A 14329-nucleotide genomic window follows, 5' to 3' on the forward strand; every position below is an offset into this window, starting at 1 on the left:
ATGAAAATATTGCTGACCGGGTTTGAACCATTTGGGGGCGAACAACACAATCCGGCGCAGCAACTGGCGCGGGCGCTTGACGGAGAAACCCACGAAAGCGACCGGATTGTCAGCGGTATTTTGCCGGTGGCGCGCTATGGCGCGATCAATGCCATGCAGCAGCTTATTGATGAGCATCAGCCGCAAATGGTGGTCGCGCTTGGCGTGGCCGCCGGGCGCGAAGGCATTACGCCCGAAAAGGTGGCGATCAATTTTGATGATTATCGCATTGCCGACAATCAGGGGAATCAACCTATGGGCGAACCGGTGGTCGAAAACGGACCCAATGCCTACTTCTCCACCCTGCCAATCAATTTGATGGTGAAGGAAATGGCGCATTTGGTGCCCGCCGGCATCTCATTCAGCGCGGGGACCTTTGTGTGCAATCATTTGATGTATGGCCTAATGCACCATTGCGCCCAACACCGCCCCAGCATGCGGGCGGGTTTTATCCATGTGCCGCAGGCCACAGAAAATCTCCCCCCGGAAGGGGCCGGTGACCTGCCACATCTGCCTCTGGCGCAGATGATCGAGGCGCTGGAACGTGCGATATTTGCCGCCGCCGCCCACAAAGGCGACGATCTTAAACGGCACGCTGGCGGCACACATTAAAATCAATTCCTAGTCCGACAACGCCTCGAGAACCGCGGCCACCAAAGGTTGCGGCTTGTAGTTCCATCGTGATGGGGTGAGGCCCATGCGCAGCACCACCAATTGCGCCTCTGGACTGATCGCAATAGATTGTCCGTCATGGCCCAGCATCCAGATCATATCCTTTGGTAGATCATAGCCGGCGTCCGGGTTGAGTTGATTTGGGGTGTCCCCGCGCGGTCCATGCAGCCAGAGCTGACCCTGGCCATATTCATTTTCTCCCCAAGGTGTGACCGATTTCGGGGTTGGTGAGACCATGAAGTCAAAAAATCTTTCAGGGATAATTTCATTTCCCAGCCATTTGCCGCGCGCTGCCAGCAACTGACCAAAGCGTGCCCAATCATGCGCGGTGGCGTAAAGATAGGACGACCCCATAAAGGTGCCACTGGCATCTGTTTCAAACACAGCACTGCGCATATTCAAGGGGCCGAACAAGGCGCGATCCGGCCAAAACAGGGAGTTGGTGCCCAGCTGATTTTGCCAAATCCGTGATAAGATGACACTGGTGCCTGAGGAATATTCAAACTCGCCATTGCCAAGTCCGTCCTGCAATTCCTTACCAGACGCAAATTTGGCCGCGTCGCCGGTTAAATACAGCATACGCGTCACATCTGACACATCTCCATAATCCTCGTTCCAAGCCAGGCCGCTCTCCATCGCCATCAGCATTTTCAGGCTGATATTGGCACGCGGATCATTGTGCCAAGCGGGCAATAAGTCGGCGCTGTTCAGGGTGAAATCCTCGGTTAACAGACCACCAATGAGCGCAGCATTGACGGTTTTGGTCATTGACCAGCCCACCAACGGCGTTTGGGCGTCAAATCCTTTGCCATACCGTTCTGCAACGATGCGCCCTTTGTGGACCACCACAACGGCGCGCATCTTTGGGCCAACCAAGGTCGGATTATCTAGAATAATTTGAAGTGCTGCATTGTCTGACTGAATGACCTTATCGCCCATCGGCCAGATTGCATTTTCGTCATAGTTTTGAAAGTCGGGCCGTTTCAGGGTGATATCCGCCAGCCGGGTTTTGTCCCCCGAAGGAAGGGACGCACAGCCCAATCCTGCGCGATAAACCGCTTGGCCCGGCGCAAAAATGCCCAGCAGCCTGGCGGTGACCTGCTGTCGGTCTCGATCAACGTCAATTTGAACATATTTGAGCAACGGATGTCCGGGGGCCTGAACGTCTTCGCGCAGAACCTGTTGGGGGTCGCGGTCTGCCACAAACACGTTGGAACAAACGATTTTCGCGGCGTAGTTTGTTCCAACACGCAGCAAGTCGGGTGGCGCGACAAGTAAGAAACCAATCGCCCCCACCACGATAATTACAATCGCTGCGATGACCCATTTAAGGGCAGACTTCACACGCTGCATATAAATCCCTCCCAGAATTTTTTGGCCATTGAAGGTGGTTTTGTTCCCGAAAGCAAGGTCAAGGTGACTTATGCTCGCTCTTCCCGCCAATCCTGTAACTGCATGCCCCAATAGGCGATTTGCGTCGCTGCCCGGCCAAGCATGCCGCCACCCCACCGGGCCTTGAAAGGGGCGAATAGCTTATAGCGATCCGAGTGTCCGGCTACGGCTTCTGCTACAAGCTTGCCTATGGTTGCCGTGGTGTTCAGCCCATGACCACCGGTTGCAGTGGCGGTCCAGATTCCGGGCTCTAGCTCGCGCAACAGCGGCATTTTATGCACGCAATAGCCCATCAGACCCGACCAGGCATAATCGATTTCAAGGGTATCTAATTGTGGATAAATGCGCGTGATGTCATTTTTGAGCATATTGGCCAGCTTTTTGGGTTCTGATTTTTGCGTCGTGATGCGCCCGCCCCACAAAAGCCGTTTGCCTTCATCCACCAGTCGATAATAATCCCCCGCACGGCGGGTATCGGAAATCGCGCCGCGATAAAGAATAGCCTCAGCCAGCAGGTTTTCCATCGGTTTGGACGTGACCACATAGGTGGCCACCGGCAGCACGGCCCCTTCGATCCGGGGATAAAGATTATGCAAATAGGCGGAGCCGCACAAAATCACCTGGGCGCAATGAACGCGCATGCCTTGTTTTGTGGTCAGCTCAAATCCTGCTTGCATTTTTTGCAGATCGACCGCTGGACTATGGGTAAAGATCTGCGCACCCTGGGCACGGGCATCGTCCGCTAGCCCAAGCACATAGTTAAGCGGATGGATATGAATGGCGCTGCCATCTTCAAGCCCTTGATAGTATGTATCAGACCTAAGCAATGTCCGCACTTCCGCCGTGCTGCGGGCTTCATATTGCGCGCCATATTCAGCGTTCATCTGCGCGGCATGGCGCAGCATGGCGTCGCCCACATCATGGCGCACCACTGCCATCCAGTTTTGACCCATGGGGACCTGCGGCGTCGCAAATCCCGCCATGCGGTCCTTCACATATTGTGTGCCTTCCTGCGACACGCGGAACAATTGTTTGGCGTGGTCTTTACCCAGCTTTTTCTCGAGCGCCGGCATACCTTCTGCAAACCCATCCGACACAAAGCCGCCATTGCGACCTGAAGCGCCCCAGCCCACCTCCTCGGCTTCCAGCACGCAGACTGATCTGCCAGCCACAGCCAACTCACGTGCAGCTGTCAGACCTGCCAGGCCAGCGCCGACAATGCAGACATCAGCTTCGATATGTTCGGCAAGGGCAGAGAAGGGCGCAATCTCTATGCGCGTGTCATTGTAATAGCTGTCGATATAAGTCATCAGAGTCTCAAAACAAAAAAAGGTTGGACCAATAGTCTAACTCGTTTCCACCTGATCGGGAAGTTGCCAATTGATGGGCTGACTCCCCTGATCAGCCAAAAACGCATTGGCTTTGGAAAAATGCCCACAGCCCAAAAAACCGCGATGCGCGGAGAGGGGCGAGGGGTGCGGGGCTTTCAGCACCAAATGTCGATTGCGATCGATAAAGCTGGCTTTTTTCTGGGCATAGCTGCCCCACAGCATAAAGACGCTCGGTTTGTCCTGCTCATTCACCTGCCGGATCACCGCGTCGGTAAATTGCTCCCAGCCTTTGCCTTGATGGGCGCCAGCTTGGCCCTGTTCCACAGTTAGCACACTGTTGAGCAGCAATACGCCCTGTTTGGCCCAGTCTTCTAAAAAACCATGCCGTGCCGGCGCGATGCCCAGATCGCGCTCGATTTCTTTGTAGATATTGATGAGGGACGGGGGAATCCGCACGCCGGGGCGCACGCTAAAGCTCAACCCATGCGCCTGCCCGGGACCGTGATAGGGGTCCTGTCCCAAAATCACGACTTTGACATTGTCGAGCGGGGTCAGATCAAGGGCGCGGAAATAGTTCGACCCGGCCGGAAAAATCACAGCGTTCTGCGCTTTGCGGTCCAGCAGAAACTGCTTCAATTGCTGCATATATGAACTGGTAAATTCATCCGCCAGCGCCGCTTTCCAGCTCTCTTCCAATTGAATGTCGGCCATGATTTCCCTCGCACTTTTTACTCAAGTGCAGACTAAGGATTTTTCAACCAACAGCAAGATGGCCGACGCGCCTACCATACCGAATCATCGGTTTGGCCAACTTCAGTTCGAAAGCTTTGTTCAAAGCTCTGGGAGTCGCGGGTAATATCTCCGAGTACCTCAGTTTAGAAGGAATTTTTGCGCAATGAACAATGGTCGCCCGCAATTAGGATAGGATGAACTAGGTGAAATAACAGGGACCAGGCTTAAACGCGCGAAACGGGTCAGCAAGTGTACGCAAATCGTCTACTATTATTATACATTCGTCTTCTTCTTTTTTCGCTGGGACATCATTAATTTTGTCCAATTGGCATTGCTGTAATTTTACGCCGTCACGAATATCAAGATCACCAGACCGACCTAGGAAGCAGAAGACATCGAAAAAGCACACGCCGTCGTTAGTTGGCTGGTATTCTGGGCTAGGGCATGACGCCAAGGCACCAGTAGTGCCAAACATTGCAAAAAATGCCACAGGCAATATGAATTTTTTCATCTCATTTCTCGCTTAACGATTTGTTAATCAATTGTGTGGTCGGAACGATCGCACGGATTTAACATCAGTGGCAACGAAAAAACGAATTTACCTACACATATAAAGCGACCGCAATATGTTGTTGGGGGCGACGGCCAGCGATACTTTAAAGAGAAAATGGTGCTGCCGGAGAGAATTGAACTCTCGGCCTCTCCCTTACCAAGGGAGTGCTCTACCCCTGAGCTACGGCAGCATTGTTGCGATCAAATGGTGATCTTACGTGGTGCGAACATTTTCGCAGCAAGCGCCGAGGTTACTGCCACAATGATTTCAACAACGCAAGGGGAAAACTGGACGAGAGCGCAAAAAACATGCAAGAAACGGATCGAACAAGGATGAGCCCGTTTTTCACCTAACAATGTGAAGTTTGAAGTGATGACATCTCAAAACCAAAAATCCAAGGAAGAGCAGCGCAAGGAACGGCTGGCCGCACAGTTGCGCGCCAATTTACGCCGCCGCAAAAGTCAGTCTAAAGCCCGTGTGGAAACCCCGACGGGACTGGCGGAACGCCCAAAAGGCAAACCAAGTGCCTTTGAAAAAATGAAAGAAAATAAAGATTAAGTGCGCTTTTGCTTCATCGCGTGCTACCTTTTGGCCGCATTTTTGGGCATAAGGTGCGCGAAACTAGTCTAAGACCGCTGTCGGGTCAGTTAAGAAGGAAATAATATGGATCGTATTCGATTGGTTGGTGGCAACGAACTCAATGGCGAATTGCCCATTTCAGGTGCAAAAAATGCCGCATTGCCACTTATGATCGCATCTTTGCTGACCAAAGATCCCTTGATACTCAATAATGTCCCCCGTTTGGCCGATGTGAAGCAGCTCGAGCGCATCCTAGAGAATCATGGTGTCGACATTTCCGTGCAAGGCCGTCGCCGCGGCGATGATGACATGCAGGGCCAGCGTATCACCTTCACTGCCCATGATATTGTCGATACATGCGCGCCTTATGAGCTGGTCTCCACCATGCGGGCCAGTTTTTGGGTCATCGGTCCGCTTCTGGCGCGGATGGGCGAAGCCCGGGTTTCCATGCCCGGCGGTTGCGCCATTGGCACACGGCCGGTGGATTTCTACATCGACGGGTTGCAGCAACTGGGCGCAGAGATTGAAATTGACGGCGGCTATGTGAATGCCAAAGCCCCCGGCGGCCGCTTGAAAGGCGGCAAAGTTGTGCTGCCGCGTATCTCTGTGGGGGCAACCCATGTGATCATGATGGCGGCCACATTGGCAGAGGGCACATCCGTGATCGAAAATGCGGCGATGGAACCTGAAGTCACCAATCTTGCCGAATGCTTGATCGCCATGGGCGCCAAAATTGAAGGGGTCGGCACCCGCACCTTGACCATTCAAGGCGTGGAGGCCCTGCATGGTGCTGAAGTGGACGTGATCCCCGACCGGATTGAAACGGGCACCTATGCCATGGCTGTCGCGATGACAGGTGGCAATGTGCTCTTGAAAGGCGCCAACCCCGAACATTTGCGTGCGGCGCTAGATGTGCTGAAGCAAACCGGTGCAGACGTGATCGAAGAAGAAGAGGGCGTGCGCATCGTTAAGAATGGCAGCGCGGTCAAACCGATCAATGTGGATGTGTCCGAATATCCGGGCTTCCCCACCGATCTGCAGGCGCAATATATGGCATTGATGAGTCGGGCCGACGGCAAATCCACCATCCGCGAAACCATTTTTGAAAACCGCTTTATGCATGTCAGCGAATTGGCGCGACTTGGCGCCCATATTGATGTGGAGGGTCAAGCGGCCGAAGTGACCGGGGTGAAAAATCTCAAAGGCGCTCAAGTGATGGCGACGGATCTGCGGGCCTCCGTGTCTCTGGTGATTGCCGGTTTGGCCGCCGAAGGCGAAACCATCGTCAACCGCATCTATCATCTGGATCGTGGTTTCGAGCGGCTCGAGGACAAATTGAGTCGCTGTGGCGCAAAAATCGAGCGCGTGACCGGATGAACATCAACGCCAACCACGAATAATTGAAGCAATGCCATTGTGAACTTGCGCCACAAACACTAGGTATGACCCACGGCTTGATAATGCAGGAAAACAAAATGGCTGATCTGAAATTGCTCGCGCTCGACCAAGAAGATTTGGATGTGATCTCTGCCTACACGCAGGATGCGATCATTAAAGTGGCAGATATGGGCTATGTGCCCGGCGACAAGCGCTTTGCCTTTCTGATGAATCGTTTCGCCTGGGAAAAAGGCGATAAATCGAAAAAAGGTGAGCGAAGACGCAGCGCGCTTCATTTCGACAATGTCTTGTCTGCAAAATCTGCTGGCTTTGACGTCAACGCGAAGGATGGCGTGTTAGAGTTGCTGACCATCCGTTTTGAAGAAACAGATGCGCCTTCGGGCACCATTACATTGAACTTTGCCGGCGGTGGCTCCGTAGCGCTTGAAGTGGAATGTCTTGAAGCCCGTTTGGCTGATCTGGGTGCGGCATGGCGTGCCAAGGCCAAGCCCGCACACGAAATCGAATAGGAAGTTTTATGCCGCAACGACTGCGCACATTTGATGCCGACTTTGAGAACAAGTTTGATCTGCTTTTGAATGCAAAGCGTGAATCCTCGGTGGAGGTGAGCGATGCGGTGGCTGAAATTCTGCATCAGGTGCAACAGCGCGGCGATGATGCGCTGATCGAATTGACCGAGAAATTTGATGAGCTGAAATTGTCATCGGAAGGCTTGGCCTTTGATCAGGACGAGATTGATCAAGCCTATCTCGACACCCCGGATGACCTGATTGACGCGCTGAAGCATGCCTATAAGCGGATCACCGCCTATCATGAGCGGCAATTGCCGAAAGACGAATTGTTCGAAGATGAGCAGGGCGTCACCCTCGGCTCTAAATGGAACGCGGTGGATGCCGTAGGCATTTATGTGCCCGGCGGCTTGGCCAGCTATCCCTCATCAGTTTTGATGAACACCGCGCCAGCCCGCGTGGCCGGCGTTGAACGCGTCGCCATGATGGTGCCCACTCCGGGGGGTAAGGTGAACCCAACGGTTCTGGCCGCAGCTAAAATTGCTGGCGTTGACGAGATTTACCGGATCGGCGGCGCCCAAGCCATTGGCGCGCTGGCCTTCGGTACCGAAACCATTGCGCCGGTGAACAAAATTGTTGGCCCCGGCAACGCCTTTGTCGCCGCGGCCAAACGTCAGGTTTTTGGCAAAGTGGGCATCGATATGATCGCCGGGCCATCAGAAGTGCTGGTGATCGCCGATGACAGTGCCAACCCGGCTTGGATTGCGGCAGACTTGCTGGCCCAGGCGGAGCACGACACCGCAGCGCAATCCATCCTTGTCACAACAAGCTCAAAATTGGCAGATGATGTGATGGCCGAAGTTGAGCGGCAACTGGAGCTGTTGCCCAAAAAACATCTGGCCGGGCCATCCTGGGCCGATTTTGGCGCGGTGATCGAGGTGAATGACCTTGATGAAGCGTTCGACATTGCGAACCGTATGGCACCTGAACATTTGGAATTGTCCTTGGATAACGCCGAGCAATATATCGACAAGGTACGCCACGCCGGCGCAATCTTTTTGGGCCACCACACGCCTGAAGCCATTGGCGATTATATTGGCGGCACCAACCATGTGCTGCCCACCGCGCGGTCGGCCCGTTATGCCTCCGGCTTGAATGTGCATGATTTTATCAAACGCATTTCCATTTTGGGCTGCACGCCAAGCTCGCTTTCTGCCCTGGCACCCGATGCCATCGCCCTGGCTGAAGCGGAAGATTTGCAAGCCCATGGACGTTCGGTCTCAATTCGGCTTAATCTGTAGCCGATAATTGTTTTGAGGCTGGATGCGCATTTTGGACCCGGAAACCGATAAGCTCGTCACCGTTACTCTTGATCCGGAAACCATCATTTCCATTGATCCGGATGAGGTGCATGAACGGCGCATCGCAGTTTATGATCTGGTGGATCAAAACGCCTTTGCCCCGGCCAATGGCGCCAGCGGACCCTTTGCGCTCCACTTGTCCATTCAGGGCAATCATCTGGTGCTGGATATACGCGATCCGGAAACCAGCGAACCGATTGCGGCGCACTTTTTGTCGCTCACGCCCATGCGGCAGATGATTCGCGATTATTTCCGCATTCGCGACAGCTATTATGACGCCATTAAGAGCGCCCAGCCCATGCAGATCGAAGCCGTCGATATGGGCCGCCGTGGCCTGCACAATGATGCGGCCGAAATGCTGCGCGAACGGTTGAAGGGCAAGTTGGACATGGATTTGAACACGGCGCGCCGCCTGTTCACCCTGATCTGCGCGGTGCAGCCCTATGCCGATCGCTCGGTCAGCGTGGCGCAAAAGCAGCCTTCGGTGCTGTTTGTTTGTTCCATGAACTCGGTGCGCTCGCCCATGGCCGCGGCCTTGGCGCGGAAATATTTCCCCTCCGAGCTCATTGCTCGCTCAGCCGGCGTTCGCTCTGGTCAGGTGGACCGCTTTGTCCATGATGTGATGGAAGAAATCGGCATCGACATGTCGGTGCACACCCCCCACACCATGGACGAATTGGTGGCCACCAGCTTTGATCTGATCGTCACCCTGTCGGAAGAAGCGCCTGCGGCGGTGGATGCCAAAAACTATGAGGCGGGCGCACGATTGCACTGGGATGTGGACGACCCGACCCTTGAAGAGGGCAATCGCGAACAGCGTTTGGATGCCTATCGGGCCTTGCGTGAAGATTTGACCCAAAGAATCAAGGCCGACTTGCCAGCCCACTTGACGGGCGTGAAAGCAAATGGTTCACAAAAGTCGTGATTTTGTATAGTTTGCGCCAACCTATGCTGCTATAAGGCAGAAAAATTAGCTCAGGAGACAGAATGGCTAAAGAAGAAATGCTCGAATTCCCGGGCGTCGTGCAAGAATTGTTGCCGAACGCGACCTTCCGGGTAAAGCTTGAAAACGACCACGAAATCATCGCCCACACAGCCGGGCGCATGCGCAAAAACCGCATTCGTGTTTTGGCAGGCGATAAGGTGCTGGTTGAAATGACACCTTATGATCTGACCAAAGGGCGGATCACTTACCGCTTTAAGTAAGCGAAACGCGCCCAAGGCGCTGTTGCGGAGATTTCATCTATGGTGGCCCGTCCGGACCTGATTTTGGCGTCTGCATCGCCGCGCCGTTTGGCGCTGCTCAATCAAATTGGGATTGAGCCAGATCATCTCGTGCCCGCTGATATTGATGAAACCCCGCATAAGGGCGAAACGCCGCGCAAATTGGCCGGGCGCTTGGCACATATGAAGGCCATCGCCACCCAGCACAAAGCCCGCCAAACCGGCATTGATGACAATGCGCTGGTTCTGGGCGGCGACACCGTGGTGGCTGTCGGCCGCCGCATTTTGCCCAAGGCCGAAATGCTCGAGGACGCCGCCAATTGCCTCAAGCTTTTGTCCGGCCGCACCCACAAGGTCTATACCGGCGTTTGCGTGTTGACCCCGGGCGGCCAGGCTCGCCGCCGTTTGGTGGAAACCAAAATCCGTTTCAAACGTTTGTCCAACGACGAGATTGAAGCCTATCTTGCCTCTGGCGAGTGGCAGGATAAAGCTGGCGGCTATGCCATTCAGGGCATTGCCGGGGCTTTTGTGGTCAAGTTGCAGGGGTCTTATCCGGCCGTTATGGGCCTACCACTTTTTGAAACCGTGTCGCTGTTGAAGGGCGAGGGCTATCCGATCCAGTTCAACTGGCTCAATTCTGCTTCGGGGATTTGATTATGGCTGACGATGCGAAAACCAGTGAGGTTAAGGTCACCGGCTTGCGCACGCCCAAGCCCTGTGTGATGTGCGGCAAGCCGAGCGACCGCAAATTTCACCCCTTTTGTTCCAAACATTGTGCCGATCTGGACCTGGGCAAATGGCTCAATGGCTCCTATGCAATCCCGGTTGTGGAGGAAGATGGTGCCGAATTTGACGAGGAAAATTAAGCGCTTGGGGGTAAGCCAAATTTTTCTCTCAAAATTTTGCATTTTTTGCATCTCGGCGCTGGACACAAGGGATTGAACGCCCTATAACCTCGCCATCATGCTGATTGCGCCACGCAATCAAATTGTGCCCAGGTAGCTCAGTTGGTAGAGCAGCGGATTGAAAATCCGCGTGTCGGTGGTTCGATTCCGCCCCTGGGCACCACGCTCTTCCCAAAATTATAACATTCTGGTTTTGCAATATAATTGCGTCCTGTTGACCTTTGGCTACCAATGCTTAAGGTGCAGCTTAATTGCTATTATTTATGTTATATTATGTTTCGACTTTTTTTATTGATGTTGCTGGTTGCCCAACTGGTGGTGGGCGCGTTTGCAGCCGAAGATCTTTATAAGCCTGCCTATTCGCGTGCTTTGCATGGCGTCTACTTGCTCCACAATCCTGACGATGAGATTACCCATTATTACCTCGTGGTCCATGCGGGTGAGGCGGACATGTCCGGCCCCCACGGATTGTCGCACTTTCTCGAACATTTGGCCATGTTTTCGGCTGCGCATAAAGATCGAGGCGAAAGCACCATCAAGGTTGATGAGAATGCCTTTGCCTACAAGACAGCCACCGTCTTTTTCGCAGCTGATAAAGAAAATGAGGGGCCAGATGTCGTTCTGGGGCGCCTGGCCAATGTGTTCGAGCCCATCCATCTCGACCGCCAGTTTATGCGCGAAGAGCGCCGCATTGTTGAACGCGAATTTCAACACCACCAACAGCGCTACCCTTATTCCCATCATAGTGATGCGGTGTTTAGCCGATTGCTTGATGGCCAATCGGTTGGTCGCTCTGTGCTGGGCACCCAAGAATCCATTCGCCAGCTCAGCATTGATGATGCGTTGCACGCGCACCAAAAGTTTTATCGACCCGACAATGCCTCGCTTTATGTGTGGGGCGATGTCAATTATTCGACCATTAACAAGCTGGTCAAAAAACACTTTTCGATCAAGGAGGAAAAGGGTGATCGCCACCAGCGCGAAAGGCTAGCGCTTGGCGACAAGCGCCATCAGGATGAGGCGCGAAGCGAAGATATTTTCCGTGATCGGGTCATGATCAAAAAACTCGTTCCGTTCCCGGCGCAATATAGTTGGGCGCAAAAAATGGTGTTGCGCGATCACCTGCATGACCTATTGACCTCAAATGGACGAAGCGGGCTCCGTCAGCCTCTGCAGTTTGACGCGTTTTGGGTGGCGGATTTGGAGATTGAGCTGGATTTTATCACACAAAATGTACTGGCTTTGGAGATATTTGCGGCCCCTGATTTTGATGTTGAACTGGAGCAGCTAGCAACAGAAATCGAAACTCAGCTCTCCAACCTTGCGACCGCTGGTGTTTCACGCGCCAGCTTTTATGATCTGAAGAATGACACAGAGTTTTTCTATGCCGATTTGCAGAACACCCCGGGTGATCTGCACGAATATGTTTTTAAGTCTCTTTTGCTTGGCGTGGAACCCGTCAACGGGCGAGACATCAACAAGGCCGCTAAGGGCCTGACCCACCTTGACTATGACGCCGTGATGCAAGCCATTGCCGCGCCAAGCGATATTGCCATTAGATTTTTGCGAGCAACGCCATGAAATACTTAAGACAATTGCCATTCATATTGATTTTTACATTCCTGTCAGGCTGCATCGCGGTAAATGCAGATCTGCCGGAAATCAAATCCGTCACCACGGATAAAGGCCACGACGTCTATTATATTCCCCTTGAAACAGAAACCGTCACCATCCACGCAGCCTTTAAGAATGACTATATTTTCACCGAAGGGGCGAACCCAGTGGTGCCGCACATCGGCTTGCAATTGATTCAGCAAGCAGGGGCCGGCGACATCGAGCCCGCAACCTTGTTGAGCGAATTTGAGGATTTGGGCGCAGACGCTCAACTTCACGCGCGCCCGGATGCGATACATGGCAAGCTGGTTGCTGATGTGGCGGATATTGAGGCGGCGGCCAAACTTGCCAATCAAGTATTGACGGATTCCACCCTGGATGAACGTTGGTTCCGCCGCGTCGCGGGCAATCTGGTTGAGAAAGCCGGTTTGGACCGCAATCATTCCGGTGTGTTGGGATGGAGCGCCATGCGTAAACTCAGTTTTGATCCTATGGTGGCGCGATTCTGGTCGGCCAGCTTCGCGGACACGCAGGCTGTCGAACTTGACCAGGTCAAGGACTGGTACCAACAATCATTCAATGCCGGCGATGCCATTATTGTATTGTCCGGCCCCAAAGACATGGCGTCTGGGCTGCGGGCGGTTGACATACTGCTTGATCAACTCGATCAGAAACAGCCCCGCGCAGTGACTGTTGAGCAGGAGCCCTTTGTGCCAGTGGCAAAGACGATATTAATCGAAAACTCTGCAGCTAATGATGCGCTGGTCTTGCTGTTTGATCACGTAAAAGGCGAAGCGCGCAGGCGCGAATTTGAAACCTATTTCACCGCTTATGAACTTGGTGCTACGTCGGAATCGCGGTTGCATCGTAAACTTCGCGACGAGCTGCGCGCGGCATATGAAGTTTTTACCCAATTCGCTGATTTTGATCGGCAAGTGCGATTGTTGGCGATGGGCGGACAGGTGTCACCGGATCAGGCCGTTGCGGCACTGCGCCTGGCCAGCGAGACCTATGACAATTATCGAGAGCAAGGCATGGACCAATCTGGTTTTGATCAGGTCAAAAAAGTCTATGTTGATCATTTCGAGGACATTCTAAATGAAGACAGCTTGCCCCCAAATCTGGTGCTTGAGGCGCTTTTGGAAGGGCATGAAGTTGAGTTTGTCAACTCGCTGTTGCCCACCGTCAGGGGAATGAATCTGATGACTCACAATGAGTTTTCTGCCGCGCATCTTTCTCCAAGCGACCAGCTTTTAAGAATTATTGTGGCGCCCGATATTGACGCGATCGAGCTTGATGTCGACTGTCGGGTCAAACAGCCGGAGCAGTTGGCTGAGTGTGTATAGGAAAGGGGAGGGCGTGTTCCCCATTTCGGTGCAGACGCCAGCCCACTCATTTTCAGCAACACGCACAGCCATTTGGCTTGATAATTTAGAATCGTTCTAAACTGTTGATTTTTCTCTTGAATTTCAATTTTGATGTGTGTAAGAAAATCGATATAAAAATATGATAATTAAAATCATATTAAGTGACGTGCAGATGCGTCGACCTTAAAATATTGCTGTCGATCGCGACCTTTGCGCAGCAATATTTGCACTGGAACGCAGGACCTTCCTGCGTTCCAGCTTTTTCATCCCGCGGAGGTGTGCCATGCAAAAATCGCAAACCCAATTCATCACAGAAAAAGGCTCACGCTATCTGGGTCAATTATGCAAGCATTTTGCTCATAAGATCGATGCGGGGTTTGAGGGCAATCATGGTTATGCCAATTTCCCGTTCGGTAGCGCCAAAATGCGGGCCGATGACAATCAGCTGGAAATTGCCATTGAAGCGGCAGATGAAGCAGCCCTCAACCGCACCAAAGATGTGATCGAAAGCCATCTGGTGCGCTTTGCCTTTCGTGAAGAGCTAGAAGAGCTGGAGTGGCGCGACGCCTTATAACCGGCAAGTTCGCTTTTGGATCTGACTTGTGGCGAACTCGCGTGTTTCGCGGCCCTTTTTGCGTGACTGGTGATGCCCA

The 14329-nt window shown here is 53.2% G+C and carries 16 protein-coding genes, 2 tRNA genes and 1 pseudogene; 14 read left to right on the forward strand and 5 right to left on the reverse strand.

Annotated elements, in window-relative coordinates; genetic code table 11:
- Positions 1–651: a pyroglutamyl-peptidase I gene (pcp, locus tag L1I42_RS04120; RefSeq protein WP_236113223.1), complete on the forward strand. Its 651-nt coding sequence runs from the start codon at positions 1–3 to the stop codon at positions 649–651.
- Between the two features lie 9 nt (positions 652–660).
- Here pcp and L1I42_RS04125 read toward each other — a convergent pair whose 3' ends face one another.
- The 5 genes from L1I42_RS04125 to L1I42_RS04145 form a co-directional block, all read right to left on the reverse strand.
- The gene (locus L1I42_RS04125) at positions 661–2064 is read right to left on the reverse strand and encodes a serine hydrolase domain-containing protein (RefSeq protein ID WP_236113224.1); all 1404 of its coding nucleotides are present in this window, start codon (positions 2062–2064) and stop codon (positions 661–663) included.
- A 68-nt stretch (positions 2065–2132) separates the two neighbouring features.
- Positions 2133–3413 carry an NAD(P)/FAD-dependent oxidoreductase gene (locus tag L1I42_RS04130; RefSeq protein WP_236113225.1) on the reverse strand — a complete coding sequence of 427 codons (1281 nt, stop codon included), beginning with the start codon at positions 3411–3413 and terminating at the stop codon, positions 2133–2135.
- 36 nt (positions 3414–3449) lie between these two features.
- The gene (gene ung, locus L1I42_RS04135; protein ID WP_236113226.1) at positions 3450–4145 is read right to left on the reverse strand and encodes a uracil-DNA glycosylase; all 696 of its coding nucleotides are present in this window, start codon (positions 4143–4145) and stop codon (positions 3450–3452) included.
- Between the two features lie 220 nt (positions 4146–4365).
- Positions 4366–4677 (reverse strand): hypothetical protein, encoded by a 312-nt coding sequence (locus L1I42_RS04140; RefSeq protein WP_236113227.1) that lies wholly within the window; start codon positions 4675–4677, stop codon positions 4366–4368.
- Positions 4678–4834: 157 nt separating this feature from the next.
- A tRNA-Thr gene (locus L1I42_RS04145) sits at positions 4835–4909 on the reverse strand.
- A 182-nt stretch (positions 4910–5091) separates the two neighbouring features.
- On the opposite strand from L1I42_RS04145, the gene L1I42_RS04150 reads away from it, so the two are divergent.
- From L1I42_RS04150 to L1I42_RS04210, 13 genes and pseudogenes are all read left to right on the forward strand, one after another.
- Positions 5092–5277, forward strand: a complete 186-nt coding sequence (locus tag L1I42_RS04150) for a hypothetical protein (protein WP_236113228.1) — start codon at positions 5092–5094, stop codon at positions 5275–5277.
- Positions 5278–5382: 105 nt separating this feature from the next.
- Positions 5383–6675 carry a UDP-N-acetylglucosamine 1-carboxyvinyltransferase gene (gene murA / locus L1I42_RS04155; RefSeq protein ID WP_236113229.1) on the forward strand — a complete coding sequence of 431 codons (1293 nt, stop codon included), beginning with the start codon at positions 5383–5385 and terminating at the stop codon, positions 6673–6675.
- A gap of 98 nt (positions 6676–6773) precedes the next feature.
- Positions 6774–7205, forward strand: coding sequence for a DUF2948 family protein (locus L1I42_RS04160; protein ID WP_236113230.1), 432 nt, complete (start codon positions 6774–6776; stop codon positions 7203–7205).
- 8 nt (positions 7206–7213) lie between these two features.
- Entirely contained in the window at positions 7214–8506 is a 1293-nt protein-coding gene (gene hisD / locus L1I42_RS04165; RefSeq protein WP_236113231.1) for a histidinol dehydrogenase, read from the forward strand.
- Between the two features lie 22 nt (positions 8507–8528).
- Positions 8529–8993, forward strand: a pseudogene (locus L1I42_RS04170) (UPF0262 family protein); the annotation flags it as partial.
- Positions 8994–9050: 57 nt separating this feature from the next.
- Positions 9051–9491: an arsenate reductase ArsC gene (locus L1I42_RS04175; RefSeq protein ID WP_369413088.1), complete on the forward strand. Its 441-nt coding sequence runs from the start codon at positions 9051–9053 to the stop codon at positions 9489–9491.
- A gap of 62 nt (positions 9492–9553) precedes the next feature.
- Positions 9554–9772, forward strand: coding sequence for a translation initiation factor IF-1 (gene infA, locus L1I42_RS04180; RefSeq protein ID WP_027833738.1), 219 nt, complete (start codon positions 9554–9556; stop codon positions 9770–9772).
- 39 nt (positions 9773–9811) lie between these two features.
- Positions 9812–10444 (forward strand): Maf-like protein, encoded by a 633-nt coding sequence (locus tag L1I42_RS04185; RefSeq protein ID WP_236113232.1) that lies wholly within the window; start codon positions 9812–9814, stop codon positions 10442–10444.
- 2 nt (positions 10445–10446) lie between these two features.
- Complete coding sequence (gene yacG, locus L1I42_RS04190; protein WP_236113233.1) at positions 10447–10656, forward strand: DNA gyrase inhibitor YacG; 210 nt, start codon at positions 10447–10449, stop codon at positions 10654–10656.
- A 126-nt stretch (positions 10657–10782) separates the two neighbouring features.
- A tRNA-Phe gene (locus L1I42_RS04195) sits at positions 10783–10858 on the forward strand.
- Positions 10859–10968: 110 nt separating this feature from the next.
- On the forward strand, positions 10969–12276 hold the full coding sequence (locus tag L1I42_RS04200) for an insulinase family protein (protein WP_236113234.1): 1308 nt from the start codon (positions 10969–10971) through the stop codon (positions 12274–12276).
- Positions 12273–13655 carry an insulinase family protein gene (locus tag L1I42_RS04205; RefSeq protein WP_236113235.1) on the forward strand — a complete coding sequence of 461 codons (1383 nt, stop codon included), beginning with the start codon at positions 12273–12275 and terminating at the stop codon, positions 13653–13655. Before L1I42_RS04200 ends, L1I42_RS04205 begins: the two co-directional genes overlap by 4 nt.
- A 304-nt stretch (positions 13656–13959) precedes the next feature.
- Positions 13960–14250: a DUF2218 domain-containing protein gene (locus L1I42_RS04210; protein WP_236113236.1), complete on the forward strand. Its 291-nt coding sequence runs from the start codon at positions 13960–13962 to the stop codon at positions 14248–14250.
- The last annotated feature ends 79 nt before the right edge of the window (positions 14251–14329 follow it).

The organism is Maritalea mediterranea (genome assembly GCF_021568695.1).
Taxonomy (GTDB): domain Bacteria; phylum Pseudomonadota; class Alphaproteobacteria; order Rhizobiales; family Devosiaceae; genus Maritalea; species Maritalea mediterranea.

What these genes read in the sequence shown, in the direction of transcription:
- L1I42_RS04140 (WP_236113227.1), bottom strand. Translation starts at nt 4,677, where the DNA reads ATGAAAAAATTCATATTGCCTGTGGCATTTTTTGCAATGTTTGGCACT.
- L1I42_RS04210 (WP_236113236.1), top strand. Translation starts at nt 13,960, where the DNA reads ATGCAAAAATCGCAAACCCAATTCATCACAGAAAAAGGCTCACGCTAT.
- L1I42_RS04160 (WP_236113230.1), top strand. Translation starts at nt 6,774, where the DNA reads ATGGCTGATCTGAAATTGCTCGCGCTCGACCAAGAAGATTTGGATGTG.
- L1I42_RS04205 (WP_236113235.1), top strand. Translation starts at nt 12,273, where the DNA reads ATGAAATACTTAAGACAATTGCCATTCATATTGATTTTTACATTCCTG.
- murA (WP_236113229.1), top strand. Translation starts at nt 5,383, where the DNA reads ATGGATCGTATTCGATTGGTTGGTGGCAACGAACTCAATGGCGAATTG.
- pcp (WP_236113223.1), top strand. Translation starts at nt 1, where the DNA reads ATGAAAATATTGCTGACCGGGTTTGAACCATTTGGGGGCGAACAACAC.
- L1I42_RS04200 (WP_236113234.1), top strand. Translation starts at nt 10,969, where the DNA reads ATGTTTCGACTTTTTTTATTGATGTTGCTGGTTGCCCAACTGGTGGTG.
- L1I42_RS04125 (WP_236113224.1), bottom strand. Translation starts at nt 2,064, where the DNA reads ATGCAGCGTGTGAAGTCTGCCCTTAAATGGGTCATCGCAGCGATTGTA.
- infA (WP_027833738.1), top strand. Translation starts at nt 9,554, where the DNA reads ATGGCTAAAGAAGAAATGCTCGAATTCCCGGGCGTCGTGCAAGAATTG.
- L1I42_RS04150 (WP_236113228.1), top strand. Translation starts at nt 5,092, where the DNA reads ATGACATCTCAAAACCAAAAATCCAAGGAAGAGCAGCGCAAGGAACGG.
- yacG (WP_236113233.1), top strand. Translation starts at nt 10,447, where the DNA reads ATGGCTGACGATGCGAAAACCAGTGAGGTTAAGGTCACCGGCTTGCGC.
- L1I42_RS04185 (WP_236113232.1), top strand. Translation starts at nt 9,812, where the DNA reads ATGGTGGCCCGTCCGGACCTGATTTTGGCGTCTGCATCGCCGCGCCGT.
- ung (WP_236113226.1), bottom strand. Translation starts at nt 4,145, where the DNA reads ATGGCCGACATTCAATTGGAAGAGAGCTGGAAAGCGGCGCTGGCGGAT.
- L1I42_RS04130 (WP_236113225.1), bottom strand. Translation starts at nt 3,413, where the DNA reads ATGACTTATATCGACAGCTATTACAATGACACGCGCATAGAGATTGCG.
- hisD (WP_236113231.1), top strand. Translation starts at nt 7,214, where the DNA reads ATGCCGCAACGACTGCGCACATTTGATGCCGACTTTGAGAACAAGTTT.